This is a genomic window from Klebsiella sp. GW_Kp181, from assembly GCF_040062315.1.
Lineage (GTDB): Bacteria > Pseudomonadota > Gammaproteobacteria > Enterobacterales > Enterobacteriaceae > Klebsiella > Klebsiella oxytoca.
This window is the reverse complement of the sequence record NZ_JBEAFR010000070.1, coordinates 1-24,701: the sequence shown is the minus strand read 5'-3', so window position 1 is coordinate 24,701 and position 24,701 is coordinate 1. Positions and strand designations below refer to the sequence as shown.

Below are 24,701 nucleotides of genomic sequence, written 5' to 3'. Positions count from 1 at the left end.
TTCAACCTAAGTCGCCAAAACGCACCTGCAGGGCGGTAATGGCAGTGAGCGCAGTTGTCTCTGTACGCAGAACGCGCGGTCCCAACAGGATATCAGTAAACTGGTAGCGAGCGGTCATCGCTATCTCTTCTGCCGAAAGCCCGCCTTCCGGACCGATCAGCAGTCGGATACGTTCGACCGGCAGCGGCAGCGTATTGATGCTGGCGCTGGCGCGAGGGTGTAAATTGAGCTTCAGGCCCTCGTCCTGCTCCGCGCACCAGGCTTCGAGCTGCATTGCCGGGCGGATCTCCGGCACCACGTTGCGGCCGCTTTGCTCGCAGGCGGCAATGGCGATTTTCTGCCACTGCTGAATCTTCTTGTGCAAACGTTCGGCGTCCAGTTTAACGCCACAGCGTTCGGAAAACAGTGGCGTTATGAGGCTTACGCCAAGTTCGATCGATTTCTGGATGGTGAATTCCATTTTTTCGCCGCGTGACATCACCTGGCCTAAATGGATATGGAGAGGGGATTCGCGGTTATCGATTTTGCCGCTCTGTACTTCAACCAGCACATGTTTCTTACCTGCCTCGACAATGACCGCCTCGAAGACCTGATTGCTGCCGTCAAAAAGCTCGATTGCCTGGCCTTTACCCATCCGTAAAACGCGACCGACATGGTTGGCCGCGTCGTCGGAGAGGGCTATCTGGCTACCCGTGGTGATGCGTTCCGGGTGATGGATGCGAGGGATGCGCATGCTTGATATTCCGTTCTTCGCGCAGATATTGTCTTCCCTCATTAAAGAGGGAAGCGTGAAGCTGCAAATTAACAATTGCCGCTAGTGTAGGTTAGCTCTTTTGCGCCTGGCAAGCCTGCAGGACGTAAGGATTATGGTTGCCCTGAACTTTTGCAATACGCGCGTCGCGTTCGCATTCCCAGCGTGTCACCGGGTACAGCTTATTCCAGGCGGTGAACAGCTGGGTTTGCTGGCGGGAAAGATTGAGCTGGTAGCGGTCGCGCATATAGAAGTAGGTGCGGGCAATCGCGCCCCGGGCGCGAGCCGGCGGCTCGGCAACTTTATCTTTAAAATCAACCTTCATCGCGCACTGGCCGTACTGGCCTTCGCCACCGTTCCACTGGCTGTACATAAAGTTGGCGCGATCGCCGTTGACCTCGCCAACCGCCGGCTGCAGGTTATGCATGTCGCTTTCCATCTTGCGATAGACCGGGTCTTTGGCGCAGTTTTTCCGCCCGCCGTCCTGCCAGCATTGAAGCTGGTGACCAAACTGCCAGGCCGGAACCACGTGTTCCCACTCTACCCGGCTGGCGCGGTTCTCATTTTTACGCACTTTATAGCCGCATGATTCCAGATCGATAACGCCCTTTTTCCCCTGCCAGTTGATTTTACAGCCGCAGTAGAAATCGCCGGGGACGTCGGCGTTGACCTTGACGCCAGCGGCTTTGGCCTGAGAAAAACTGTTGATTCCCTCCGCAGCAAGCGGGGCACACGCCGCCGCGCTAAGAAACGCGGCAGCAAAAATATAAATACGGGACATCGTTAACTCCGTGTCAAAACGAGCCCGCAACGTAACGAATGTGATTGCCTGATGCAATCAGTCAGATCAGAAAATTTCCAGTTATTTCCGGAGATTACTTTTCCGCCACCAGCACGTCGCCGCAGCGCACGCAGCGATAGGTGGCCTCACCGCGCATCACGCGATTGTGGCGGCGAACGGTAAGCTGATGCTGCTGACACTGGCAGCGGTAGGGGAAGGTATTTTTACGGACAGAATCGAGTTCGAAACGATGAGTACGCAACGCCGGTACGCCCAGTACGCTCTCCATCATCCATTTCCACTCTTTTCCGTGCGGCGCCACGCGGCCAAAGTGTTTCCATACCAGCAGATGGGCCAGCTCGTGCGGCACGACTTCGTCGATAAAAGCCTGCTGGTTTTCCAGCAGCAGCACCGGGTTAAGGCGAATTTCGTTTTTCTCCAGCCAGGCGGTACCGGCGGAGGTTCCCCGCTGCTGATAAACCAGCACCGGTTCAGGGTAATGTCGTCCCAGCTTGAGGTTCGCTTTGGCAAGATTTTCCCGCAGGCTGCGCATAACGGCCTGTTGAAGGGCAATGGGAATTCGGGGTGTTTTCATAGCGCCAGAGGATAGTGCGGCGGGATGAGGAGAGCAAGAAGAAGCTTCCTCCCGGAGGGGAGGAAGCGTGTATCGTACTAGTCGCGCGCGCCGATTTCGCGCAGTTTACGGCCTTTCATCAGATTACGTTCAATATGTTCCAGCGAAACGTTTTTGGTTTCCGGGATCAACCACAGAGTCAGGAAGATGAACAGGATGTTAAGGCCGCCATAGACCCAGAAGGTGTTGGCGCTGCCCAGCGAGTTCAGCATCGTCAGGAAGGTCGCGCCGACGATCATGTTGGCAATCCAGTTGGTCGCCGTTGAGCAGGTGATACCGAAATCACGCCCTTTCAGCGGCTGGATTTCGGAGCACAGCACCCAAATCAGCGGGCCGGCGCTCATCGCAAAACCCACGATGAACATCAGCAGCATCAGGACGGCAAAGTACTGCGCCGTGGCGGAGTGGATGCCGATATGCATCATGCTGCCCAGCACGCCCATGCCGAGTGCCATGACGATAAAGCCGAGGATCAGCGTCGGTTTACGGCCCCAGCGGTCAACCAGTCCGATGGCGATAAAGGTCGCCAGAACGTTGGTCAGACCGACGATGACGGTCCCCCACATCTGTTCGGTGGTGTTGGCATAGCCCGCCAGTTCAAAAATCTTCGGCGCGTAGTACATGATGACGTTCATACCGGTGAACTGTTGCATCACCTGCAGCAGGACGCCGAGGAACACCGCGCGGCGGAAGTTGCTGTTTTCTTTGAACAGCGACCAGCCGGACTGTTTTACCTTCAGGCTTTCGCGGATCTCATCCAGCTCGCGTTTCGCTTCAGCGCTGGTGTCGCGCAGGCGCAGCAGGACGCGTTCGGCATCGACAAAGCGGCGCTTAGCGGCAAACCAGCGCGGGCTGTCCGGCAGGAAAACTACGCCAATCAGCAGCAGCACCGCCGGGATAATGATCACCCCGAGCATCCAGCGCCAGGCGCCGCTGTAGCTGAAAGCGGTATCCGAAAGATACGCCCCGAGAATACCAATGGTGATCATCAGCTGGTACATCGAAATCATGCTGCCGCGGATTTTTTCCGGCGCAATTTCCGACAAATACAGCGGGGCCGTGTAGGAAGCGACGCCAACGGCGAGGCCGAGCAGCACGCGGGAAATGAGCAGGACTTCCACATTCGGGGCGGCGGCGGAGAACAGGGAACCGGCAACGAACAGGATGGCGCCAATCATCAGGCTTTTTTTACGCCCGAGTTTGAAGGAGAGCCAGCCGCTGCCGACCGCGCCGACCGCGGCGCCGAACATCATGGAGCTTACTACCCATTCCTGCGTATGAGCGCTTATCTGGAACTCGTTGGCAATAAAGGGTAAGGCACCCGCAATAACACCAATATCCAGGCCAAATAGCAGGCCTGCCAGTGCGGCGAGGAAGCAGACAAAGAACGTCATCGTCTTGTTTGAACGCCCTTGTTTTTTGTTGTCAGGCATAACGCCCTCCGGTTGAGTTATTGATTCTGTCGAGGCATAGGGTAGGTAAATGCGTAGTAAAAAAATGTGATAATAATCACGCTGGTGTAATCGGTTACACTATCGTAAAGAAAGGTAATCACATTTAATTTATTTAAATCAGCATTTTAATAAAGTTTAGCTCAAGAAATTTAAAGCGCTAATCAGAGTTTGCTGAAATATTGTGTAACAAAGCCAAGGGTTATTACATTTTTCGCGCACGTCGGGGAAAAGGATGTTGCACATGGGATGTAATCGCTTCCATAGGAAGCTTTGCAAAGGGCTGGATGCAGAGGCTGCGGTTATACGGTTGAAAATAAAAAGGCCAGCGCGAGGCTGGCCTTAAGAGCGAGAAGAGCAGGGGCTTATTTCAGGCCGGCCGCTTCGCGCAGCTGAGCTGCTTTGTCGGTTTTTTCCCAAGGGAAATGTTCGCGACCAAAGTGACCGTAAGCCGCCGTCTCTTTGTAGATCGGGTGCAGCAGGTCAAGCATCTGGATCAGACCATACGGACGCAGGTCGAAGAACTCACGAACAAGTAGCGTCAGCTGCTCGGACGGTACTTTTTCGGTACCGAAGGTTTCAACCATAATCGAGGTCGGCTCTGCGACGCCGATGGCGTAGGAAACCTGAATTTCGCAACGATCGGCCAGACCGGCGGCAACGATGTTTTTCGCCACATAGCGCGCCGCGTAGGCCGCAGAACGGTCGACTTTAGACGGATCTTTACCGGAGAACGCGCCGCCGCCGTGGCGAGCCATGCCGCCGTAGGTATCAACGATGATTTTACGCCCGGTCAGGCCGCAGTCACCCATCGGGCCGCCGATAACAAAACGGCCGGTTGGGTTGATAAAGAATTTGGTCGCGCTGTTCAGCCACTCGGTCGGCAGCACCGGTTTGATGATCTCTTCCATTACCGCTTCCTGCAGCGATTTCTGATCGATGCTTTCGGCGTGCTGTGTGGAGAGAACGACCGCATCAATACCGACAACTTTGCCGTCGTCGTACTGGAACGTCACCTGGCTTTTTGCGTCCGGGCGCAGCCACGGCAGGGTGCCGTTTTTGCGTACTTCAGCCTGACGCTGCACCAGACGGTGAGCGTAGGTGATCGGCGCAGGCATCAGCACATCGGTTTCGTTAGTCGCATAGCCAAACATCAGGCCCTGGTCGCCCGCGCCCTGCTCCAGCGGATCGGCGCGGTCAACGCCCTGGTTGATGTCCGGAGACTGTTTACCGATAGCGCTCAGCACCGCGCAGGAGTTGGCGTCAAAGCCCATATCGGAATGCACGTAGCCAATTTCACGGACCGTATTGCGGGTGATCTCTTCAATATCAACCCAGGCGCTGGTAGTGATTTCGCCACCCACCAGAACCATGCCGGTTTTGACGTAGGTTTCACATGCTACGCGCGCTTTTGGATCCTGTTCAAGGATCGCATCCAGCACGGCGTCGGAGATTTGGTCAGCAATTTTGTCGGGATGCCCTTCGGATACGGACTCTGACGTAAAGAGGTGTTTTGCCATGTTTTATTTCACCTGTGGACGATTCGGGTAGCTCATACTGTTGTGTAGAATGGCTTTGACGGATGACTCTACCAAAGCTTGCAGGTAGTGACACGAGCAGTCTGAGTGTTAATCAGTATAGATGGATTAACTTCTGGACGGCTATTTTAGGGCAGTTCTTGACCCCATTTCCAGCCTTTTTTGATATTCGTCGCATTTATAGAAAAAGGGCGGTGGCAATTTTTCCTGACAATGCCCGGCAACGCGCATATTTTTATTTTGCTTTTTACCCCGCTTATCGGTATAAAACGCCGCGCGCGGCTCATTAAAACAGCGCACGAGCACTCACCTCGTGACGCCACTTCCAGCCGGGTTAAGCAGTCTGTATTGACAGAGTCCCGCAGCGGCGTTTTTGCTGGCTGTCCGGAACCTATAGCTTTGGCTTGTCGCTGGCCCGTACCGGGGCAGTGTGGAGGTGATACCAGATAATGAACCCACGTTTTTCGCCTGACTCGTCGCGTCGTTCCGTCGCGCGTCACTATTCCTCAATCCGCATCTCTCTCATGCAAACCAGCCGATGTTCTACCCATCTCGGCGCTTCTCAGGATTCCAGGGCCGGCAGGTTACAGGAAAACTGAACAAGGGCGCTCTTGCGATAGCAAGGGTTTTCTCGTGGTTTCTCCGGACTGTCATACTCCGTTCGGGTACGTGTTTTACGATGATATGAATAAGAAACCGGTCGCTCAGCCGCAAGTCCAGCACTATCTACTGGGATTTCGGACTGTTTATGGGTTGTTATCGCTTCTTCGGATTGCGATAGTAGTCAACTGTTTTACACTTGTTACTAAAATTTGAGGTTCGCTATGTCTGACGACATGTCTTTATCTTCGCCTTCGTCAGCAGGCGATCACGGTGTACTACGTTCCATGCAGGAGGTTGCGATGAGCTCCCAGGAAGCCAGCAAGATGCTACGTACTTACAATATTGCCTGGTGGGGTAATAACTACTACGACGTTAACGAACTGGGCCATATCAGCGTCTGCCCGGATCCTGACGTTCCGGAAGCGCGCGTTGACCTTGCCGAGCTGGTGAAAGCGCGTGAAGCTCAGGGGCAGCGCCTGCCTGCACTGTTCTGCTTCCCGCAGATTTTGCAGCACCGCCTGCGTTCGATTAACGCCGCCTTTAAACGGGCGCGTGAGTCTTATGGCTATAACGGTGACTACTTTCTGGTTTATCCCATCAAGGTTAACCAGCATCGCCGCGTGATTGAATCGCTGATCCACTCCGGCGAACCGCTGGGTCTGGAAGCCGGCTCGAAGGCCGAGCTGATGGCGGTACTGGCGCACGCCGGTATGACCCGCAGCGTGATTGTTTGTAACGGTTATAAAGACCGTGAATATATCCGCCTGGCGCTGGTGGGTGAAAAGATGGGCCATAAGGTCTATCTGGTCATTGAGAAAATGTCGGAAATCGCCATCGTGCTGGAAGAAGCCGAGCGGCTGAACGTGGTGCCGCGTCTTGGCGTGCGTGCGCGTCTGGCTTCGCAGGGCTCTGGCAAGTGGCAGTCCTCCGGCGGCGAAAAATCCAAATTCGGCCTCGCGGCGACCCAGGTTCTGCAGCTGGTTGAAATTCTGCGCGCCGCAGGGCATCTCGACAGCCTGCAGCTGCTGCACTTCCACCTTGGCTCGCAGATGGCCAATATTCGCGATATCGCCACCGGCGTGCGTGAATCGGCGCGTTTCTACGTCGAGCTGCATAAGCTGGGCGTGAATATTCAGTGCTTCGACGTTGGCGGCGGTCTCGGCGTTGACTATGAAGGGACCCGTTCGCAGTCCGACTGCTCGGTGAACTATGGCCTGAACGAATACGCCAACAACATTATCTGGGCAATTGGCGATGCCTGTGAAGAGAACGGTCTGCCGCATCCGACGGTGATTACCGAATCCGGCCGTGCGGTCACCGCGCACCACACCGTACTGGTATCCAACATCATCGGCGTTGAGCGTAACGAATATACCGAGGCGACCCCTCCCGCGGAAGATGCCGCGCGTCCGCTGCAAAGCATGTGGGAAACCTGGCTGGAGATGCAGGAAACCGGCAACCGCCGCTCGCTGCGCGAATGGCTGCACGATAGCCAGATGGATCTGCACGATATTCATATCGGCTACTCCTCCGGCACCTTTAATCTTCAGGAACGCGCCTGGGCCGAGCAACTGTATCTGAATATGTGCCATGAAGTGCAGAAACAGCTCGATCCCAGCAACCGCGCGCATCGCCCGATAATCGATGAGCTGCAGGAGCGTATGGCGGATAAGATTTACGTCAACTTCTCTCTGTTCCAGTCGATGCCGGATGCATGGGGTATCGATCAGCTATTCCCGGTGATGCCGCTGGAAGGGTTGAACAAGGTACCGGAACGCCGCGCGGTGCTGCTGGATATCACCTGCGACTCCGACGGCGCAATTGACCACTACGTCGATGGCGATGGCATTGCGACCACCATGCCGATGCCGGAATACGATCCGGAAAATCCGCCGATGCTGGGCTTCTTCATGGTAGGCGCCTACCAGGAGATTCTGGGCAATATGCACAACCTGTTCGGCGATACGGAAGCCGTAGACGTGTTTGTCTTCCCTGACGGCAGCGTCGAAGTGGAGCTGTCGGATGAGGGGGACACCGTCGCGGATATGCTGCAGTACGTCCAGCTGGATCCGAACACGCTGCTGACGCAGTTCCGCGATCAGGTGAAAAAGACCGATCTCGACGCTGACCTGCAGCAGCAGTTCCTTGAAGAGTTCGAAGCGGGTTTATACGGCTACACTTATCTGGAAGACGAGTGATATACGTCCTCTCCGTAGCGGAGAGGGAAGAGAGAGGGGAAGGCTCATTACGCCATTTGCCAGACTCACTTGAACACGTAGACATTTGCGGCGATAATTCGCCCAATTAAGCAGCAAACTTATTCAAACCCTTCCTCGTCGGGCCTAACGACGCGGAGGGGTTTTTTTATATTTGTATTTCAATACAACGACTGTAAAAGAGGTCATAACCATGAGCACCTTAGGTCATCAATACGATAACTCCCTGGTATCCAACGCATTTGGCTTTCTGCGTCTACCGATGAATTTTATGCCGTACGACAGCGATGCGGACTGGGTCATCACCGGCGTACCGTTTGATATGGCGACCTCCGGACGCGCGGGCGGGCGTCATGGCCCGGCGGCGATCCGTCAGGTGTCGACTAACCTTGCGTGGGAGCATAACCGTTTCCCGTGGAACTTTGATATGCGCGAGCGGCTGAACGTCGTGGACTGCGGCGATCTGGTTTACGCTTTCGGCGATGCGCGTGAAATGAGTGAAAAGCTGCAGGCGCATGCGGAAAAACTGCTGGCGGCAGGTAAGCGCATGCTTTCATTCGGCGGCGACCACTTTGTGACGCTACCGCTGCTGCGCGCTCATGCTAAGCACTTCGGCAAAATGGCGCTGGTGCATTTCGATGCCCACACCGATACCTACGCCAACGGCTGCGAATTTGACCACGGCACCATGTTCTATACCGCGCCGAACGAAGGCCTGATCGACCCGCACCATTCAGTGCAGATCGGCATTCGCACCGAGTTTGATAAGGACAACGGGTTTACCGTGCTGGATGCGGGTCAGGTTAACGACCGCAGCGTCGACGACGTGATCGCTCAGGTGAAACAGATCGTCGGCGATATGCCGGTGTACCTGACCTTTGATATCGACTGCCTGGATCCGGCGTTTGCGCCGGGCACCGGTACACCGGTGATCGGCGGACTGACCTCCGATCGCGCGATCAAGCTGGTGCGCGGCCTCAAGGATCTGAACATCGTCGGTATGGACGTGGTGGAAGTCGCTCCGGCCTATGACCAGTCCGAAATCACCGCCCTGGCGGCGGCGACGCTGGCCCTGGAAATGCTCTACATTCAGGCGGCGAAAAAAGGCGAATAAGCCTCAGACGCTGACTGCTGCTGCGCGACGCATGCGCAGCAGCAGCATGCCTCCGGCGCAAAGCGTTATCAGCTGCGATACCACCAGTACCGAGAATCCTGAGCTTACCGATCCCGCCGATTTCATGACCATTCCCATCAGCAGCGGGATAAACGCCGCGCAGATATTACCGATGCCATTAATAATGCCATAGGCGCTGCCTACCGCTTCGTGCGGCGCATGATGCTGCACGACCGCCGGGATCGCCGCGCCCTGCAGCCCCCAGAAAACGTTCGCCGCCAGCATAAACAGCGCCAGCATTGCCTGCTGGTGGCTGAGCATCAGCGCCAGTACCGACAGGGCGGTCAGCAGGCCGCCGATAATAAACAGCACCGGCGCCTGCTCCGGGCGCATTTTATCGAGAAGTACCCCTCCGAGAAATTTTGAACCCAGGCTCAGCAGAAACGGAACCGCCGCCAGCAGGCCGGTAGCCTGTAGCGAGAAGTGATGCTCGTCGCGCAGCCAGGCCGGCAGCCAGGCGCTGCTGCCCCATAGATAGCTGAGGGTGGCGATCTCCACCAGCAGGATCCAGCCCAGTAGCGGCGTGCGCCAGGCGAGGGTCAAGGTTGTAATCATACCGAGCCTGGCGCGGCGTTCATTGACGACTGGAGCAGGTAAAAAGCGCCAGACTAAGCCGCCGCCGAGCAGCAGGTTGAGCAGCGCCAGGGCGTAAAACGATCCCATCCAGCCGACGTGCGCCATCAGCCAGGTGACCAGCGGAAAGCCTGCCGCCAGCCCGAGCGAAACGCCGAGAGCGGTCACGGCGTTAGGTTTACCGACCTCATCGGCGGCGAAGCTATCGCTGATAAAGCGGGTTTTCAGCGAGAATAGCGGCCCCTCGGCAACGCCGAGAACGATGCGCGCGATTAACATGCCCAGCAGGGAGCCCAGCAGCGGAGAAACCGCGCAAACCAGCGCCCATATCGCTACGCTGCTTAACAGCCCCTGGCGATAGTTGAGCTTACTTTCTATAAGGGGAGTTAATATTAAAGCCGATAAACCATAACCAAGAAGAAAGCATGTCATCAGCATGCCTTGTAACATTCTGTTTTCATTTAAATGAAAGTTAGCGGCAAATTCGGGGTTCAGAATCATCACTGAGATATTTACCCGATCGACGTAAGAAATAATTATTAACAGAAGTATTGCGATAGTACCTTGCCATCTTGCCGCCATGATTTACCTCTTTTTAAATTTAATACATTTTGGTTATTATTTTTTTGACGCCAGAAATAATCACTTAACTAAAATGGTTCACCTATGAAACTCATTGTTTATTAAGGTTTAATTTTCTTTTTGTTTCATATGTGAAACACCGCAAGCTCCCTTCCTGTTCATTTTTAACGATCTTCATGAAAAGAAGTCAATAGCGCATTTTGTTTCTGAAGAGATAGCGTTTTTTATAATGAAAGGGCGCTTTAAATATCATCATTTCATCTGGCTGCTTTTTTTCGTGATCAATTCCACAGTTAGCTAATTAAAAAGCCATTCATTAACAAATTAGTCACATTGCTGCTTGACGAAAGATTCATCGCTTTTATATTGACCGTATTAAATAAGAAACAAAGTTTCATATATGAAACAAAGCCCGGAGGAATGCGATGAGCTGGATTGGCGTGTGTGACGCGGAGCAAGTACAGGAAGATTTCCCCTATAGCGGCAGTATCGACGGTAAAGAAATCGGTATCTATCTGATTGATGGCGAATATTACGCGCTGGAAGACGTTTGTCCCCATGCGTATGCGCTGCTGAGCCAGGGCTTTGTCGAAGATGGCAAGGTGGAGTGCCCGCTGCATGAAGCGGTATTCGACGTCAAAACCGGCCAGTGTCTGCACGGCCCCGGCGGGCGCAACCTGCATCGCTACCCGGTGCGGGTATACGACAAGCAGATCCAGATATCTTTTATCGAGGAGAACGTGGCATGAGCGAAACCCTGGACTTTAACCCGGCGCTGCCGGAAAGCCGTCAGTTTACGCCGCCGGCGGAAGGCGGAAACGGCAACATTCACAAACCCGGCGACTACACCAATCTGATCTGGCAAACCCGCAGCCGGGTGCCGGAAAGCTGGGAGCTACAGCTTATCGCCACCCTCGAGACGCTCTTTGAACAGGGCGCGGAAAGCCTCGGTGAGCTGGTGAACGGCCTGAACGGCGTCAGAATGCACGACCAGCAGGGGGAACCGTGGAGCGAGAGCAGCTTCCAGGCATTTCTGCAGGTAAACGGATACTGAGGACACAGCGATGACAACAACGGTACAGAACTATCTTGATAAAGGATTACGCGGCCTGTGGTATCCGGTGCTGGCGAGCTGGGAAGTGCAGTCGGCGCCGGTGGGAATTACCCGCCTCGGCGAACAGATTGTGGTCTGGCGCAATAAAGATGGCCAGGTGCAGGCGCTGGAAGACCGCTGCCCGCACCGCGGCGCGCGCCTGTCGATGGGCTGGAACCTGGGCGATCGCATTGCCTGCTGGTATCACGGCGTGGAAGTGGCCGGTAACGGCGAAGTGAAAGACGTCCCGGCGGTTGACCGCTGCCCGCTGGTGGGTCAGCAGTGCGTTCGCAGCTACAGCGTTCAGGAAGCGCATGGCGCCATTTTCCTGTGGTTTGGCGTCACCGCCTACCAGCAGCCTGATGAGCTGAGCTTTCCGGAAGAGCTGGCCAATAGCGACAAATTTAGCCACTTCCTGTGTACCGCAGCGTGGAAATGCAACTACCAGTACGCGCTGGAAAACGTGATGGACCCGATGCACGGCACCTATCTTCACTCCTCCTCGCACTCGATGGCGGAAGGCGATCGCAAAGCCGACATGGTGCTGCAGCCGACGAAAACCGGGTTTATTTTTGAGAAGAAAGGGCAGGTTGGCGTTAACTTCGACTGGGTCGAACTGGGCAGCAGCGGGGCCTACTGGATGCGCCTCTCTATTCCGTACAAAAAGCGCTTCGGGCCGGGCGGCCACTTCTGGATTGTCGGCATGGTGGTGCCGGAAGATAACGACAACTGCCGCGTCTTCTTCTGGCGCATCCGCGGCGTACAGGGCTGGCAGCGCGATCTATGGCGATTTATGTACCGCAACCGCCTGGAAAAACTGCACTGGGAAGTGCTCGAACAGGATCGCGTGGTGCTGGAAAGCCTGGCGCCGAATGCCCGCGATCGCGAATATCTTTATCAGCACGACGTCGGCCTTTCCCGCCTGCGCCGCATGATGCAGAAAGCGGCAAAAGAGCAGCTGGCGGCCCTGGAAGAGCAGCAGGGAGCCGCCTGATGAACGGTCTGTTGAACGGAAAACGTATCGTCGTCACCGGCGCGGCGCGCGGCCTGGGCTACCACTTTGCCGAAGCCTGTGCCGGGCAGGGAGCGGCGGTAGTGATGTGCGACATTCTGCGGGGCGAACTGGCGGAAAGCGCTCATCGTCTGCAGGAAAAGGGCTACTGCATTGAATCCCATGAGATCGATCTCGCCGATAGCGAGTCGATCGACCGGGTATTCAGCGCTATCGGCGAGCGGGGGGCGATCGACGGGTTAGTGAATAATGCGGCGATGGCCACCGGCGTCGGCGGGAAAAACATGCTCGATTACGATCCGGATCTGTGGGATCGAGTGATGACGGTTAACGTCAAAGGCACCTGGCTGGTGACCCGCGCGGCGGTGCCGCTGCTGCGCGAAGGGGCCGGGATCGTCAATGTCGCTTCGGATACCGCTCTGTGGGGAGCGCCGCGGCTGATGGCCTACGTGGCCAGTAAAGGTGCGGTGATCGCGATGACCCGCTCGATGGCCCGCGAACTGGGGGAGAAACGGATCCGCATAAACGCCATCGCGCCGGGGCTGACCCGCGTTGAGGCGACGGAATACGTGCCCGCGGAACGCCATCAGCTGTATGAAAACGGTCGCGCGCTCAGCGGCGCGCAGCAGCCGGAAGACGTCACCGGCAGCGTAGTCTGGCTGCTCAGCGATCTGTCGCGGTTTATCACCGGCCAGCTGATCCCGGTCAACGGCGGTTTTGTTTTTAACTAATAAGTGAGGCGGTATGGCGAACGAGCAGGAAGTGAAGTATCTGGTGCCGGGGCTTGAGCGCGGCCTGCAGCTGCTGCTGGCTTTTGGCGAACAGCATCGCGATCTGACCTTCGCCGAGCTGCACCGGCTGGTGGATATGCCGAAAGCGACCGCCTATCGCGTGGTGCAAACGCTGGAGTATATGGGCTTTCTCGAACGCAACGCGCGCACCAATACCTTTTCGCTGGGGATGAACGTGCTGCGGCTGGGCTTTGAATATATTGCCTCGCTGGATATCGCCCAGGTTGGTCAGCCGGTTATCGAGCAGTTGCGTGATGTCAGCCAGTGCAGCAGCCATCTGGCAATCCGCGATGGCCGGGACATCATCTACATCGCTCGCGTCAGCGCGGCCGGTTCGCGGATAAACCAGGTCAGCGTCGGCACCCGGCTGCCGGTGCACTGCACCTCGCTGGGCCGCATGCTGCTGACCGATGTTTCACGCAGCGAGTTTGAACAGCTGTTCCCCAACGAGCGGCTGCCGGGCAACACCCCGGGCCAGCTGCACGATCGCGAAGCGCTGTGGCAGATGGTGCAGCAGGATAAAGCCCGCGGCTATGTGATTGGCGAGTCGTTCTTTCGCCACGGCATTTCGTCGATTGTCTACCCGGTGTATGACCGCAGCGGCCGGGTGGCGGGAGTCGTCAGTATCCTGGTGCCCTCCGATGAGATCCCGCAAAGCGATCGCGAGCGGCTGCAGAACGACGTCAGCCTGGCGGCGGACAAAATTTCCGGTTTCCTGGGATATTTGTCTCAGGCAAGTTAAATCAAACACTTAACGGCAGGCGCTTGAGTGCGTCGGGCATGTTTTACGCCCAAATTCGGGCGACTGAACGGTAAAGAGGCGACGAAAAATGAGTATTACCGGAATTGAAAAGCTGGAATTTGGCGTAGATGACCTGAACCATAGCGCCAAATTTATGCACGATTTTGGCCTGGCTGGCGACGCCAGAGGCCGCGTGTTCACCACCCTCAGCGGCGCGCGCATTGAGCTTAACCCGTTGGAGGCCGCCGACCTGCCGCCGGCTTTTGAAACCGGCAATACGCTGCGCCGTATGACCTGGGGCGTAGCGGACCAGGCGGCGCTGGAAGCGCTGCGTCCAAAGCTGGAACGTCAGCCTGGCTTCCGCAGGGTCGACGGCGCGCTGGAGTGCCTCGACCCGAACGGCATGACGCTGCGAGTGCAGGTCAGCCAGCAAAAGGCGGTGGAGCTGAACGTCGAGCCAATTAATCAGTGGGGCGATATTCGTCGTATCGACACGCCGAGTCCGGTTTACGACCGCGCGCAGCCGATCAACGTCGGCCACGTGGTGTTCTTCGTTGAAGAGCTGGCGGCGGTCGAAAGCTTCTATCGCGAGGTGCTCGGCTTCCAGGTGTCAGACCGCTACATTAACCGCGCGGTCTTCCTGCGCTGCGGCGCGCGCGGTGGCCATCACAACCTCTTCCTGCTGCAGCTGCCGAACCGTAAGCGCGGGCTGAATCATGTTGCTTTCACCGTCCGCGATATTCACGAGGTGATCGGCGGCGGCATCGCGATGAACAAAAATGCCTGGAGCACTTTCATCGGTCCCGGTCGCCACCCGGTCTCCTCGGCCTACTTCTGGTACGTCAACAGCCCCACCGGCGGCGCCTTCGAGTACTACACCAACGATGATTATCTGACGGAAAACTGGCAGCCGCGCGAACTGGAGCACTCGTTGGTCTCCTTTACCGAGTGGGCGGTGGAGGGCGGAATCGACCACGATACCCGCCGCCAGCAGAAAAAAACGGAGGCGGTATGACGGCGCGGATCGTGATAGTCGGCGGCGGCCAGGCGGGCGGCTGGGCGGCGAAAACGCTGCGCGACCAGGGCTTCGGGGGCGAGATTTGCGTAGTGGCGGAAGAGGAATGGGATTTCTATGAACGGCCGCCGCTGTCCAAAGCCGCGTTGCTGGATACCGATGCGCAGCTACCGCGCTTGTTTTCGCACGAGGCGCAGCAGGCGCTGAACCTGACCTGGTACCGTCCGCTGCGTGCAGAGCGGATTGACCGACTAGCTAAAACGGTGATTTTAAGCAACGGCGAACGCCTGAGTTACAACGTCCTTTTAATCGCCACCGGGGGGCGAGCGCGTCTACCGGACGAGTCGTGGGCGGCGCATCCCCAGGTTTATACCCTGCGTCACTGGCAGGATGCGCAGCGTCTGAAAAGTCGTCTGGCGGCAAGTCAAAAACTGGCGATAGTCGGCGGCGGCTGGATTGGCCTTGAGATTGCCGCTTCGGCGCGCAAATGCGGCGTGGCCGTAACCCTCTATGAGCAGCAGCCAGCATTGTGCATGCGTTCGGTGAGCGCGGAAGTTTCGCAGGCGCTGGCGCAGATGCACCGCGAGCAGGGTGTCGATATTCGCTGCGGCTGCGGCGCGCTGGAGCTGGAAGAGGATAACGCTCTGCCAACGCTGCACTGCGACGGCCGGCGGGAAACCTTCGATGCGGTGGTGGTGGGGATCGGGGTCGATCTTAATCTCGAACTGGCGCGCGACGCGGGGCTGAAAACCGAGCGCGGGATCGTTGTGGATAGCCAGGGGCGAACGTCGGATCCGTTCATCTTTGCTGCCGGGGATGTGGCGCAGCATCATCACTACGGCCTGTGCATCCAGTCCTGGGCCTTCGCCCAGAATCAGGCGGTGGCGACGGCAAAAGCGATGCTCAACCCCGATGCGCCAGGCTACGACGACGCGCCGTGGCTGTGGTCGGATCAATATCAGCACAATATCCAGATCCTCGGTATTCCGCAGCCGGGCAGTAGAACGATAGCGCGTGAAGATTCGCTGTACTTCTCGCTGGACGAAAACGGGCGGCTGACGCAGCTGGTGGCGTTCAACGATGCGCGTACCGTCAAGCTGGCGAAGCGCTGGATGGCGGCGGGGCGGGATTTATCCGCTGTACCGCTCGCCGACCCGGCTTTTTCACTGATGTCGTTGCGATAGCTAACCCGCACCCTTAAGGGGGAGAAATGACCACATTAGAGACTAATGCCGCGCCTGCTGAGGCGAGCGGCGAGGGCGTCCGCACGCCTGAAAAAGCGGTTCGCTGGGCCATTCCGCTGTCGCTGCTGGCCTGCGTACTGCTGGCGTTCTTCGACAAAATCAGCATCGCCGCGCTGTTTTCCGATAGCCACTTCCAGCAGGCGATGGGGATCGATTTCGACACCACCCGTCTGGGCATACTGATGAGCGCTTTCCTGCTGAGCTATGGATTCTCTTCGGTGCTGCTAAGCGGCCTGGGCGACCGTATTGCGCCGCTGCGCCTGCTTACCGGAATGATGGCGGTGTGGTGCGTTTTGATGCTGGTGATGGGCTTTACCCATAACTATACGCTGATGGTGACGCTGCGAATTTTGCTGGGTATCGCCGAAGGGCCGCTGTTCCCGCTGGCGTTCGCTATCGTCCGCCATACCTTTCCCCAGCATTTGCAGGCGCGCGCCACCATGCTCTGGCTGCTCGGGACGCCGGTCGGCGCGGCGATTGGCTTCCCGCTGTCGATTTGGTTGCTTAACACCTTCGGCTGGCAGAGCACCTTCTTTGTGATGGCGATGCTGACGGTACCGGTACTGATTTTTGTGCGCATCGGGCTGCGCGGCATCACGCTGGGGGCAAAAGCCAGCGGCGGGCAAACGTCGCAGGAGGCACGCCGCAGCGCGCGCCGCGAGCTGTTTGTCAGCCCGCACTTCTGGATGATCTGCATCTTCAACATCGCCTTTCTCGCCTATCTGTGGGGCATCAACGGCTGGCTGCCCGGCTACCTGATTAAGGGTAAAGGCATTCATCTCGAACACGCCGGCTGGCTGTCGTCGATGCCGTTTATCGCCATGCTGCTCGGCGAAATTATCGGCGCCTGGCTGTCTGACCGCGTCGATAAGCGCGCCACCGCCTGCTTTATTTCCCTGGCAGGCGCAGGCATTGGCCTGGCGGCGGTGATGCATTTCACCACCCCGCTGCCGGTGATTGCGGCGATGAGCTTTAGCACCTTTATGTGGGGGACCGGCGCGCCGAATATCTTTGCGCTGCTGGCCAAGGCAACCCATCCGCGAGTCAGCGCCACGGCGGGCGGGATTTTCAACGGGCTGGGAAACTTTGCCGGGGCGCTATCGCCGGCGGTGATGGGCGCGCTGATCGCCTTCACCCACAGCATGGATTCCGGGCTGATTTTTCTGGCGGTGATGGCGGCGGTGGGCTGCGTCCTGTTACTGCCGCTGCTAAGACGTTACTGAGGATAAAACGATGACTGATTCAACCGTAACTGCAAAACCGAGTCTCAAACCTGAACATCTGACGATGGAAGAGTGGGTCGAGTCGCGTATCGCGCGCTTTGAAGGCCGTAAATACGACTGGAATGCGCTGAAGTTCCAGGCAGATTTTGACCCGAAATATCGTCGCGCGCAGATGCGCTACATCGGCACCGGCGCGACCGGCGTCGCCAGCGATAGCAATACCGTCCAGGCGGAACACTTTACCTTCTCCACCATGGTACTGCCGTCCAGGTGCGAAGGCCCCCTGCACCTGCATGATGATGTGGAAGAGGTGTTCTTCATGCTCAAAGGGCAGATCACCCTGATGATTCAGGATGGCGACAACTACACCGAGACCGTTCTGCGCGAACGCGATCTGATTTCTGTTCCTGCCGGGATTTATCGCGGGCTATTCAACCACGGCGAGGAAGAAGCGCTGATGTGCGTGATGCTCGGTACGCCAAAGCCGCATATTCCGACCTACCCGGAAGATCATCCGCTGTCGAAAGTGAAGCGTAGCTAAGGGGGGATGATGACGGGTTTTCGTGAACAAGGAAGCGGTACGCCGCTGACGCTGCTGCACGGCATCAGTTCCGGCGCGGCCTCCTGGCATAAACAGATGGCGCTTCCCGGCTACCGCGTGCTGGCCTGGGATATGCCCGGTTATGGCGAAAGCCCGATGCTTGCGACGGCGAGGGCGGATGCCGGCGCCTACGCCGATGCGCTGGCGCGGATGCTTGACCGCGCCGGGGTGCAGAAAACCGTTCTGCTCGGCCATTCGCTGGGCGCGCTGGTCGCCGCCGCTTTCGCCGCCAGATATCCCCAGCGCGTGCGGTATCTGGTGCTGGCCGACGTCGCCCAGGGCTACGGCCAGGCGGAGGCCGCGCAGCGGGAAAAAGTCTGGCAGGGGCGTCAGCAGCAAATGGCTTTGGGCGGCGAGGCGATGGCCGAGGGGCGGGCGGCGAAGCTGCTGCGCGCCGGCGCGCGCGAAGCCGATGTGGCGACGGTCGCGGCAGGCATGCGCAGGCTGCGCAGTGAAGGCTATCTCGCCGCCGCCTGGATGCTGGCGCACGAGGACATCCACCGCTGGCTTGCCGGGTATCGCGGCCGCTTCGCCGTGTGGTGCGGCGAGCAGGATGCCATCACCCAGCCCGAGCTGGTGCAGGGGGTGGCGCTACGCTACGGCATGCCGTATCTCGCCATCCCGCAGGCCGGGCACGCCAGCTATCTCGATAACGCTACGTTTTTTAACCAACAGCTTTTACGCATAGGGGAAGAGGTGCGCGATGAATGCACAAATTGAAGGACGCGTCGCGGTGGTCACCGGCGGCTCGTCAGGGATTGGCTTCGAAACGCTGCGCCTGCTATTGGGCGAAGGGGCGAAAGTCGCCTTTTGCGGCCGCAACCCGGACCGGCTGGCCAGCGCTCACGCGGCGCTGTTAAACGAATATCCCGCAGGAGACGTGTTTTCCTGGCGCTGCGACGTTCTGAACGAACAAGAGGTTCAGGCCTTTGCAGATGCGGTCGGGGCCCACTTTGGCGGCGCTGACATGCTGATAAACAATGCTGGCCAGGGCTATGTCGCCCATTTCGCCGATACGCCGCGCGAGGCCTGGCTGCACGAAGCCGAACTGAAGCTGTTCGGGGTGATTAATCCGGTCAGGGCATTCCAGCCGCAGCTTGAACGGTCGGACATCGCTTCAATTACCTGCGTGAACTCGCTGCTGGCGCTGCAGCCGGAAGAGCACATGATCGCCACCTCAGCCGCCCGCGCCGCGCTGCTTAATATGACGCTGACCCTGTCGAAGGATCTGATTGGCAAAGGGATTCGCGTCAATTCCATTCTGCTGGGCATGGTCGAATCCGGGCAGTGGCAGCGCCGTTTTGCAGACCGCAGCGATAAGAGCCAGAGCTGGTCAGAGTGGACCGCCGACATCGCCCGTAAGCGCGGGATCCCGATGGCGCGGCTTGGCAAACCACAGGAACCGGCGCAGGCGCTGCTGTTTCTCGCTTCGCCGCTGGCTTCGTTTACCACCGGCGCGGCGCTGGATGTGTCCGGCGGCTTTTGCCGTCATCTGTAAGGAAAGATGATGAAAAAGGTGATGTTAATCGGCTATGGCGCGATGGCGCAGGCGGTCATTGAGCGGTTACCGCCGCAGGTGTCTCTGGGCTGGATCGTGGCTCGCGAGCCGCATCATGCGGCGATCCGCCAGCAGTTTGCCGGGGCGGTTACGCCGCTGAGCGATCCGCAGCAGTGCGATCGGACACCGGATCTGGTGCTTGAATGCGCCAGCCAGCAGGCGGTAGCGCAGTACGCCGAGGCGGTGCTGGCCCGCGGCTGGCATCTGGCGGTGATCTCCACCGGCGCGCTGGCGGATAGCGAACTGGAACAGCGCCTTCGCCAGGCGGGCGGCAAGCTCACGCTGCTGGCGGGCGCGATAGCCGGTATTGATGGCCTGGCGGCGGCGAAAGAGGGCGGCCTTGAGCGCGTGACCTATCAGTCGCGTAAAAGTCCGGCCAGCTGGCGCGGCAGCTACGCTGAGCAGCTTATCGATCTCAGCGCGGTACATGAAACGCGCATTTTCTTTGAAGGCAGCGCCCGCGAAGCGGCGCGGCTGTTTCCGGCGAATGCCAACGTGGCGGCGACCGTGGCGCTGGGCGGTATTGGTCTCGATGCCACCCGGGTGCAGCTGATGGTGGATCCGACGACCCAACGCAACACCCATACGCTGCACGCCGAAGGACTGTTCGGCGAGTTTCACCTGGAGCTGAGCGGTCTGCCGCTCGCCAGCAATCCCAAAACGTCGACCCTGGCGGCACTGAGCGCGGTACGCGCCTGCTGCGAACTGACATAACGCAGAGAGGCTGAGATGGACGAGTTAGACATTTTTATCGGCGGTCAGTGGCGGCGCGGCGGCGGCAACCTGATGCACAGCCGCTTTCCGGCGGATGGATCGCTTAACGCTTCATTATATGCGGCCAGCCTGGACGACCTGCAGGAGGCGATCGACTGCGCCGATCGCGCATGGCGGGAACCGACGTGGCGGACCATGCTGCCGCATCAGCGGGCAAAGATCCTGCATAAGGTCGCCGATCTGATTGAAGCGCAAATTGACGAGTTAACCCGTAAACAGAGCCGCGACAACGGTAAACCGCTGGCGGAAGCGCGGGGCCTGGTCATGAGCGCGGCGGGCACCGCGCGCTATTTTGCCGCCGCCTGCGAACTGCTGGAAGGCGAGCTGCCGACGCCGCGTCAGGCGGATCTGCTGACCTTGAGCCGCTATGAACCGCTGGGCGTAGTGGCGGCGATTACGCCGTGGAACTCGCCCATCGCCAGCGAAATGCAGAAGGTGGCTCCGGCCATCGCCGCCGGTAACGCGGTGATCCTCAAGCCGGCGGAAGCGACGCCGCTGATGGCGCTGGAGCTGGCGAAGATTTTTGCACAGGCCGGATTACCTCCCGGGCTGCTGAGCGTTCTGCCCGGAAAAGGCTCGGTCATTGGCGATGCGCTGGCTCGCCATCCTAAGGTGCGCAAAATTTCCTTTACCGGCGGTACCGCTACCGGGCGGCATCTGGCGCACGTGGCGGCGGAAAAGCTGATCCCGGCGTCGCTGGAGCTGGGCGGCAAATCGCCAACTATTGTGCTGGAAGATGCCGACATCGAACAGGCGGCGCGGGGTATCTGCTACGGCATATTCAGCTCCGGCGGCCAGGCCTGCATCGCCGGATCGCGTCTGTTCATTGATGAAAAAGTCTATCCGCAATTAATGGCCCGCCTGCTGGAATTAACCCGAGGGCTGCGGGTGGGCCACCCGTTTAGCGCGGATACCCACGTCGGACCGCTGATTAACGATAAGCATCGTCAGAGCGTGCTGGAGTATGTCGAGCTGGCGAAGCGCGAAGGCGGTAGCGTGCTGTGCGGCGGCGAGATCCCGGCGGATCCGGCGCTGGCGGCGGGCAGCTACTTCCTGCCGACGATCGTCGAGGGACTCAACAACCGGGCTCGCGTCTGTCAGGAAGAGATCTTTGGGCCGGTACTGGTGGCGATGCGCTTTCGCGACGAAGCGGCGCTGATCCGCGAGGCCAATGATTCGGTGTTCGGGCTGGCCGCGGGGATCTGGACGCGCGATACCGGCCGCGCCCTGCGCCTGAGCGAACAGCTGGAGGCCGGTACGGTGTGGATCAACACCTACAAGGTTTTCTCTATTTCGTCCCCGTTTGGGGGTTTTAAAGAGAGCGGTCTGGGCCGCGAAAAAGGTATCCAGGGCCTGAAGGCCTGGATGCAGCAGAAGAGTATTTATCTGGCGACGGGTAATAGCGTCAACCACTGGTGTGATTGAGAGAAGGGTGAGCAATGAGTGAAATGATAACCGTCGGCGACGCCATCGCCAGAACGCTGGAGCAGTATCACGTTGAAGCCATATATGGCGTCATTTCTATTCACAATCTGCCGATCGCCGATGCCGTCGGCCAGCGGGAAAAAATCCGCTTCGTCCCGGCGCGCGGGGAGGCGGGATCGGTGACCATGGCCGACGCCCACGGGCGTTTTTCCGGGCTCGGCGTGGCGCTGACCAGCACCGGCGCCGGGGCGGGCAACGCCGTCGGCGCGTTGGTTGAGGCAATGAACGCCGGCACGCCGCTGCTGCACCTGACCGGTCAGGTCGAAAAGGCCTGGCTGGATGCCGACACCGGGTTTATTCACGAAACCCGCGATCAGCTGACCTTCCTGAAAGCCAGCTCAAAGCGCGCATACCGTATCAGTAACGCCAATCAGGCGGTAGCGCTCCTGCATAAAGCGATTCAGGATGCGCAGACGCCGCCGTGCGGTCCGGTCTCGGTTGAAATTCCGATCGATATTCAAAGCGTGAAAATTCCGCTTTCGCTGCTGACCACGCCGCTGAAAACGCCACCGGTGGCGGAAGCTGAAGAGGCAATGGTTGATGCGCTGTGGGCGCAGCTTAAGCAGGCGAAGCGGCCGCTGCTGTGGCTCGGCGGCGGAGCTTTAGAAAGCGGCGAGGCGGTGAAGACGCTGGCCGATGCCGGGATGACGGTGATTTCCAGCACCCATGGCCGCGGTATTCTGCCGGATAGCCACCGCGCCAGCCTGCGCGCATTTCACAATTCCCCATCGGTTGAAGCGTTGATTTCACAATGTGATTTCACACTTGTCGCTGGTTCACGCCTGCGCAGTAACGAAACGCGCTCATGGACGCTGGAACTGCCCGCGCCGCGGGTGCAGATTGACATCGACCCGGCGGCGGCCAGCCGTAACTATCTGATGGACAATACGCTGGTGGCGGACTGCAGCGCATTTTTAGACGCGCTGGCGGAACGAGCGCAGGGGCGAATATGGGGCGACGCGCGCTGGGATAGCCAAATAAAAGAAGCGGTGGCGATGGCGGAGCAGGGGCTGCGCGAACAGTGCGGTGATTACGCCAGATTAAATGACGCTATCGCGCAGGCGCTGCCGGAGAACGGTATCCTGGTTCGCGATATTACCGTGTCCGGCAGCCTGTGGGGGAGCCGCCTGTTTCGCGCCCACGGTCCGCTGATGAATATTCATTCTCTGGCCGGTGCTATCGGTATGGGGCTGCCGATGGCGATCGGCACCGCAATTGCTAATCCGCAGCGTAAAGTGGTGGGGCTGGTCGGCGACGGCGGACTGAGCCTGAACCTCGGCGAGCTGGCGACGTTGGCACAGGAGAAGGCTAACGTGACGCTGCTGATTATGAATGACGGCGGCTACGGCGTGATGCGCGGTATTCAGGATAAGTACTTTGGCGGCCGCCAGTATTATAACGAGCTGCATACGCCGGACTTTACGCTGCTGGCGCAGGCCATCGGTCTGCAGGCCTGGAGCGTCGATCGGGCGGATGATTTCCAGGCGGTGATGACCGAAGCGCTGGCGATGCCGGGGCCGTCGGTGGTGGAAGTGAAGATGGGACAGATCGGCGCGCTGCGTTTTGCCGGGCCGCCGCAAAAGACGCTGTACTAATCTGCCGGCGAGCCCGCATGCCGCCTCCGGGGAAAACGCCCGGCTAGAGGGCCCAAACCCTCTCCTTACCGGGAGAGGGGGGACTCCGCAAGGCGCTCCTCTTCACTATAAACAGTGAGAGTCCGCCGGGGCTTACTTAATCCCGTCGGCCTTCATGCGATCGCGGATATGCTGAGCGCGTTCTTCCGATGCCGGGTGGTCATCAAACATTGAGCTTTGGCGTCCGGCTTCCAGCTTCGCCAGTTTTTCGAAGCTGGTCGCGAGGCCCGCAGGATTAATTCCGCGTTTGCGCAGCAGATCGTACGAGTAGTCATCCGCCTCGGACTCCTGACGCTGGGAGAACTGTGAGTTCACCAGCTTCTCGCCAAGATCGCCCAGCTGCGACTGCGACAGGCTGCCGACGATACCGCCAGCGGAGGCCGCCGCCGCGCGTACCGCGTTGGTGCCTAATGCCACCTGCATGCCTTTCTTCACATGGCCCAGCGCGACGTGACCCATTTCGTGGCCGATAACCGCTTCGACTTCATTATCATTCATCAAATCCATCAGTCCGCTGTAAACGCGGATACAGCCGTTAGCCATGGCGAAGGCGTTAACGTCCTTGGTCTGGTACACTTTATAGTTCACCGGCTGGCCGTTGATGTTGTCCCCCAGCGCGGCGGCGATTTTACTCAGACGTTTGCTGTATTCACTGCTGGCAGGCGCGATAGTCGCTTTCGCATCCATCTCCTGACAGGCTTTGTCGCTTAGGGCTTTGACCTGCTCATCGCTGAGTGAATAAGCCTGGAAAGCTTCTGCGCCGGAGCTAAGCAGACCATTGGAGTCCATGTTCTGACATCCGGTAAGCGTTGCTGCGATCCCAAGGGCAAGAAGAGCTGAGCGAATTTTCATTTTTTTATCATCCACAATCTTATGGTTCTTTATCCGAAAAAACGGCGATGGCTGACCTGCCGTATCCTGTGCAAATTATAAATACTATATGAGAATGCGGGCGAGAGGATTACGCCGTAGCACAACGTGTTCCAGAGATTTCTTAAACGGCAAAAGGATGCTCCATGTACATGCTTTGCCGCTTAGGTTACATTGTTCACACTTTTTTCCGGCGTAGCCCAAAACGCGCTGTCGTCAAGTCGCTGCGGGCATGGCCTTCATTATCCGATCTGGAGTCAAAATGTCCTCACGTAAAGAGCTTGCTAACGCTATTCGTGCGCTGAGCATGGACGCAGTACAGAAAGCCAAATCCGGCCACCCGGGTGCCCCGATGG

24 protein-coding genes are annotated in these 24,701 nt (G+C 58.4%); 17 read left to right on the top strand and 7 right to left on the bottom strand.

Annotated features, from left to right (window positions below; genetic code table 11):
• Position 1: 1 nt before the first annotated feature.
• The 5 genes from rsmE to metK form a co-directional block, all read right to left on the bottom strand.
• Positions 2-733 (bottom strand): 16S rRNA (uracil(1498)-N(3))-methyltransferase, encoded by a 732-nt coding sequence (gene rsmE, locus ABLV11_RS18280; protein WP_004115377.1) that lies wholly within the window; start codon positions 731-733, stop codon positions 2-4.
• A gap of 91 nt (positions 734-824) precedes the next feature.
• Positions 825-1,532, bottom strand: a complete 708-nt coding sequence (gene endA / locus ABLV11_RS18275; protein ID WP_004115375.1) for a deoxyribonuclease I — start codon at positions 1,530-1,532, stop codon at positions 825-827.
• Between the two features lie 94 nt (positions 1,533-1,626).
• Complete coding sequence (locus ABLV11_RS18270; RefSeq protein WP_024274713.1) at positions 1,627-2,127, bottom strand: SprT family zinc-dependent metalloprotease; 501 nt, start codon at positions 2,125-2,127, stop codon at positions 1,627-1,629.
• Between the two features lie 77 nt (positions 2,128-2,204).
• On the bottom strand, positions 2,205-3,599 hold the full coding sequence (locus ABLV11_RS18265; RefSeq protein WP_004105696.1) for a sugar porter family MFS transporter: 1,395 nt from the start codon (positions 3,597-3,599) through the stop codon (positions 2,205-2,207).
• A gap of 383 nt (positions 3,600-3,982) precedes the next feature.
• Positions 3,983-5,137: a methionine adenosyltransferase gene (gene metK, locus ABLV11_RS18260; protein ID WP_004115371.1), complete on the bottom strand. Its 1,155-nt coding sequence runs from the start codon at positions 5,135-5,137 to the stop codon at positions 3,983-3,985.
• A gap of 702 nt (positions 5,138-5,839) precedes the next feature.
• Between metK and yqgB the strand changes: the two genes are divergently transcribed.
• From yqgB to speB, 3 genes are all read left to right on the top strand, one after another.
• Complete coding sequence (gene yqgB, locus ABLV11_RS18255; protein ID WP_127472328.1) at positions 5,840-5,971, top strand: acid stress response protein YqgB; 132 nt, start codon at positions 5,840-5,842, stop codon at positions 5,969-5,971.
• Positions 5,972-5,979: 8 nt separating this feature from the next.
• A complete protein-coding gene (gene speA, locus ABLV11_RS18250; RefSeq protein WP_004105692.1) occupies positions 5,980-7,956 on the top strand; it encodes a biosynthetic arginine decarboxylase in 1,977 nt (658 codons plus the stop codon).
• A gap of 211 nt (positions 7,957-8,167) precedes the next feature.
• On the top strand, positions 8,168-9,088 hold the full coding sequence (gene speB, locus ABLV11_RS18245) for an agmatinase (RefSeq protein ID WP_004105690.1): 921 nt from the start codon (positions 8,168-8,170) through the stop codon (positions 9,086-9,088).
• A gap of 3 nt (positions 9,089-9,091) precedes the next feature.
• Here speB and ABLV11_RS18240 read toward each other — a convergent pair whose 3' ends face one another.
• On the bottom strand, positions 9,092-10,303 hold the full coding sequence (locus tag ABLV11_RS18240; protein WP_126489553.1) for an MFS transporter: 1,212 nt from the start codon (positions 10,301-10,303) through the stop codon (positions 9,092-9,094).
• Positions 10,304-10,728: 425 nt separating this feature from the next.
• On the opposite strand from ABLV11_RS18240, the gene ABLV11_RS18235 reads away from it, so the two are divergent.
• The 14 genes from ABLV11_RS18235 to ABLV11_RS18170 all read left to right on the top strand — a co-directional run bounded on the left by ABLV11_RS18235 (position 10,729) and on the right by ABLV11_RS18170 (position 23,436).
• A complete protein-coding gene (locus tag ABLV11_RS18235; RefSeq protein ID WP_004105687.1) occupies positions 10,729-11,052 on the top strand; it encodes a non-heme iron oxygenase ferredoxin subunit in 324 nt (107 codons plus the stop codon).
• A complete protein-coding gene (locus ABLV11_RS18230; protein ID WP_004105685.1) occupies positions 11,049-11,357 on the top strand; it encodes a recombinase-like helix-turn-helix domain-containing protein in 309 nt (102 codons plus the stop codon). Before ABLV11_RS18235 ends, ABLV11_RS18230 begins: the two co-directional genes overlap by 4 nt.
• A 10-nt stretch (positions 11,358-11,367) precedes the next feature.
• Positions 11,368-12,390: an aromatic ring-hydroxylating dioxygenase subunit alpha gene (locus ABLV11_RS18225; protein ID WP_126489552.1), complete on the top strand. Its 1,023-nt coding sequence runs from the start codon at positions 11,368-11,370 to the stop codon at positions 12,388-12,390.
• Positions 12,390-13,139: an SDR family oxidoreductase gene (locus ABLV11_RS18220; protein ID WP_016807911.1), complete on the top strand. Its 750-nt coding sequence runs from the start codon at positions 12,390-12,392 to the stop codon at positions 13,137-13,139. The genes ABLV11_RS18225 and ABLV11_RS18220 overlap by 1 nt, the downstream gene beginning before the upstream one ends.
• 13 nt (positions 13,140-13,152) lie before the next feature.
• On the top strand, positions 13,153-13,941 hold the full coding sequence (locus tag ABLV11_RS18215) for an IclR family transcriptional regulator (RefSeq protein WP_004105673.1): 789 nt from the start codon (positions 13,153-13,155) through the stop codon (positions 13,939-13,941).
• Between the two features lie 88 nt (positions 13,942-14,029).
• On the top strand, positions 14,030-14,956 hold the full coding sequence (locus ABLV11_RS18210) for a VOC family protein (RefSeq protein WP_032729243.1): 927 nt from the start codon (positions 14,030-14,032) through the stop codon (positions 14,954-14,956).
• Positions 14,953-16,140: an FAD-dependent oxidoreductase gene (locus ABLV11_RS18205; RefSeq protein ID WP_004105669.1), complete on the top strand. Its 1,188-nt coding sequence runs from the start codon at positions 14,953-14,955 to the stop codon at positions 16,138-16,140. The genes ABLV11_RS18210 and ABLV11_RS18205 overlap by 4 nt, the downstream gene beginning before the upstream one ends.
• A gap of 26 nt (positions 16,141-16,166) precedes the next feature.
• Complete coding sequence (locus ABLV11_RS18200; protein ID WP_126489551.1) at positions 16,167-17,423, top strand: MFS transporter; 1,257 nt, start codon at positions 16,167-16,169, stop codon at positions 17,421-17,423.
• Between the two features lie 10 nt (positions 17,424-17,433).
• The gene (locus ABLV11_RS18195; protein WP_004105665.1) at positions 17,434-17,964 is read left to right on the top strand and encodes a cupin domain-containing protein; all 531 of its coding nucleotides are present in this window, start codon (positions 17,434-17,436) and stop codon (positions 17,962-17,964) included.
• Between the two features lie 9 nt (positions 17,965-17,973).
• Positions 17,974-18,744, top strand: coding sequence for an alpha/beta hydrolase (locus tag ABLV11_RS18190; RefSeq protein WP_016807907.1), 771 nt, complete (start codon positions 17,974-17,976; stop codon positions 18,742-18,744).
• A complete protein-coding gene (locus ABLV11_RS18185; RefSeq protein ID WP_023321627.1) occupies positions 18,728-19,522 on the top strand; it encodes an SDR family oxidoreductase in 795 nt (264 codons plus the stop codon). The genes ABLV11_RS18190 and ABLV11_RS18185 overlap by 17 nt, the downstream gene beginning before the upstream one ends.
• Positions 19,523-19,531: 9 nt before the next feature.
• Entirely contained in the window at positions 19,532-20,296 is a 765-nt protein-coding gene (locus ABLV11_RS18180; protein ID WP_004115341.1) for an aspartate dehydrogenase, read from the top strand.
• Positions 20,297-20,311: 15 nt separating this feature from the next.
• Positions 20,312-21,781 (top strand): aldehyde dehydrogenase, encoded by a 1,470-nt coding sequence (locus ABLV11_RS18175; RefSeq protein ID WP_004115338.1) that lies wholly within the window; start codon positions 20,312-20,314, stop codon positions 21,779-21,781.
• A 14-nt stretch (positions 21,782-21,795) separates the two neighbouring features.
• A complete protein-coding gene (locus ABLV11_RS18170; protein WP_108704549.1) occupies positions 21,796-23,436 on the top strand; it encodes a thiamine pyrophosphate-binding protein in 1,641 nt (546 codons plus the stop codon).
• A gap of 132 nt (positions 23,437-23,568) precedes the next feature.
• On the opposite strand, the gene ABLV11_RS18165 is transcribed toward ABLV11_RS18170, so the two are convergent.
• On the bottom strand, positions 23,569-24,327 hold the full coding sequence (locus ABLV11_RS18165) for a M48 family metallopeptidase (protein WP_017145438.1): 759 nt from the start codon (positions 24,325-24,327) through the stop codon (positions 23,569-23,571).
• Positions 24,328-24,701 lie beyond the last annotated feature (374 nt).

Coding starts and splice junctions, on each gene's coding strand:
- ABLV11_RS18180 (WP_004115341.1), top strand. CDS start 19,532: ATGAAAAAGGTGATGTTAATCGGCTATGGCGCGATGGCGCAGGCGGTC.
- ABLV11_RS18200 (WP_126489551.1), top strand. CDS start 16,167: ATGACCACATTAGAGACTAATGCCGCGCCTGCTGAGGCGAGCGGCGAG.
- ABLV11_RS18170 (WP_108704549.1), top strand. CDS start 21,796: ATGAGTGAAATGATAACCGTCGGCGACGCCATCGCCAGAACGCTGGAG.
- ABLV11_RS18205 (WP_004105669.1), top strand. CDS start 14,953: ATGACGGCGCGGATCGTGATAGTCGGCGGCGGCCAGGCGGGCGGCTGG.
- metK (WP_004115371.1), bottom strand. CDS start 5,137: ATGGCAAAACACCTCTTTACGTCAGAGTCCGTATCCGAAGGGCATCCC.
- ABLV11_RS18165 (WP_017145438.1), bottom strand. CDS start 24,327: ATGAAAATTCGCTCAGCTCTTCTTGCCCTTGGGATCGCAGCAACGCTT.
- endA (WP_004115375.1), bottom strand. CDS start 1,532: ATGTCCCGTATTTATATTTTTGCTGCCGCGTTTCTTAGCGCGGCGGCG.
- ABLV11_RS18270 (WP_024274713.1), bottom strand. CDS start 2,127: ATGAAAACACCCCGAATTCCCATTGCCCTTCAACAGGCCGTTATGCGC.
- ABLV11_RS18215 (WP_004105673.1), top strand. CDS start 13,153: ATGGCGAACGAGCAGGAAGTGAAGTATCTGGTGCCGGGGCTTGAGCGC.
- ABLV11_RS18240 (WP_126489553.1), bottom strand. CDS start 10,303: ATGGCGGCAAGATGGCAAGGTACTATCGCAATACTTCTGTTAATAATT.
- ABLV11_RS18225 (WP_126489552.1), top strand. CDS start 11,368: ATGACAACAACGGTACAGAACTATCTTGATAAAGGATTACGCGGCCTG.
- rsmE (WP_004115377.1), bottom strand. CDS start 733: ATGCGCATCCCTCGCATCCATCACCCGGAACGCATCACCACGGGTAGC.
- ABLV11_RS18235 (WP_004105687.1), top strand. CDS start 10,729: ATGAGCTGGATTGGCGTGTGTGACGCGGAGCAAGTACAGGAAGATTTC.
- ABLV11_RS18185 (WP_023321627.1), top strand. CDS start 18,728: ATGAATGCACAAATTGAAGGACGCGTCGCGGTGGTCACCGGCGGCTCG.
- speA (WP_004105692.1), top strand. CDS start 5,980: ATGTCTGACGACATGTCTTTATCTTCGCCTTCGTCAGCAGGCGATCAC.
- speB (WP_004105690.1), top strand. CDS start 8,168: ATGAGCACCTTAGGTCATCAATACGATAACTCCCTGGTATCCAACGCA.
- ABLV11_RS18190 (WP_016807907.1), top strand. CDS start 17,974: ATGACGGGTTTTCGTGAACAAGGAAGCGGTACGCCGCTGACGCTGCTG.
- ABLV11_RS18220 (WP_016807911.1), top strand. CDS start 12,390: ATGAACGGTCTGTTGAACGGAAAACGTATCGTCGTCACCGGCGCGGCG.
- ABLV11_RS18195 (WP_004105665.1), top strand. CDS start 17,434: ATGACTGATTCAACCGTAACTGCAAAACCGAGTCTCAAACCTGAACAT.
- ABLV11_RS18210 (WP_032729243.1), top strand. CDS start 14,030: ATGAGTATTACCGGAATTGAAAAGCTGGAATTTGGCGTAGATGACCTG.
- ABLV11_RS18265 (WP_004105696.1), bottom strand. CDS start 3,599: ATGCCTGACAACAAAAAACAAGGGCGTTCAAACAAGACGATGACGTTC.
- ABLV11_RS18175 (WP_004115338.1), top strand. CDS start 20,312: ATGGACGAGTTAGACATTTTTATCGGCGGTCAGTGGCGGCGCGGCGGC.
- yqgB (WP_127472328.1), top strand. CDS start 5,840: ATGAATAAGAAACCGGTCGCTCAGCCGCAAGTCCAGCACTATCTACTG.
- ABLV11_RS18230 (WP_004105685.1), top strand. CDS start 11,049: ATGAGCGAAACCCTGGACTTTAACCCGGCGCTGCCGGAAAGCCGTCAG.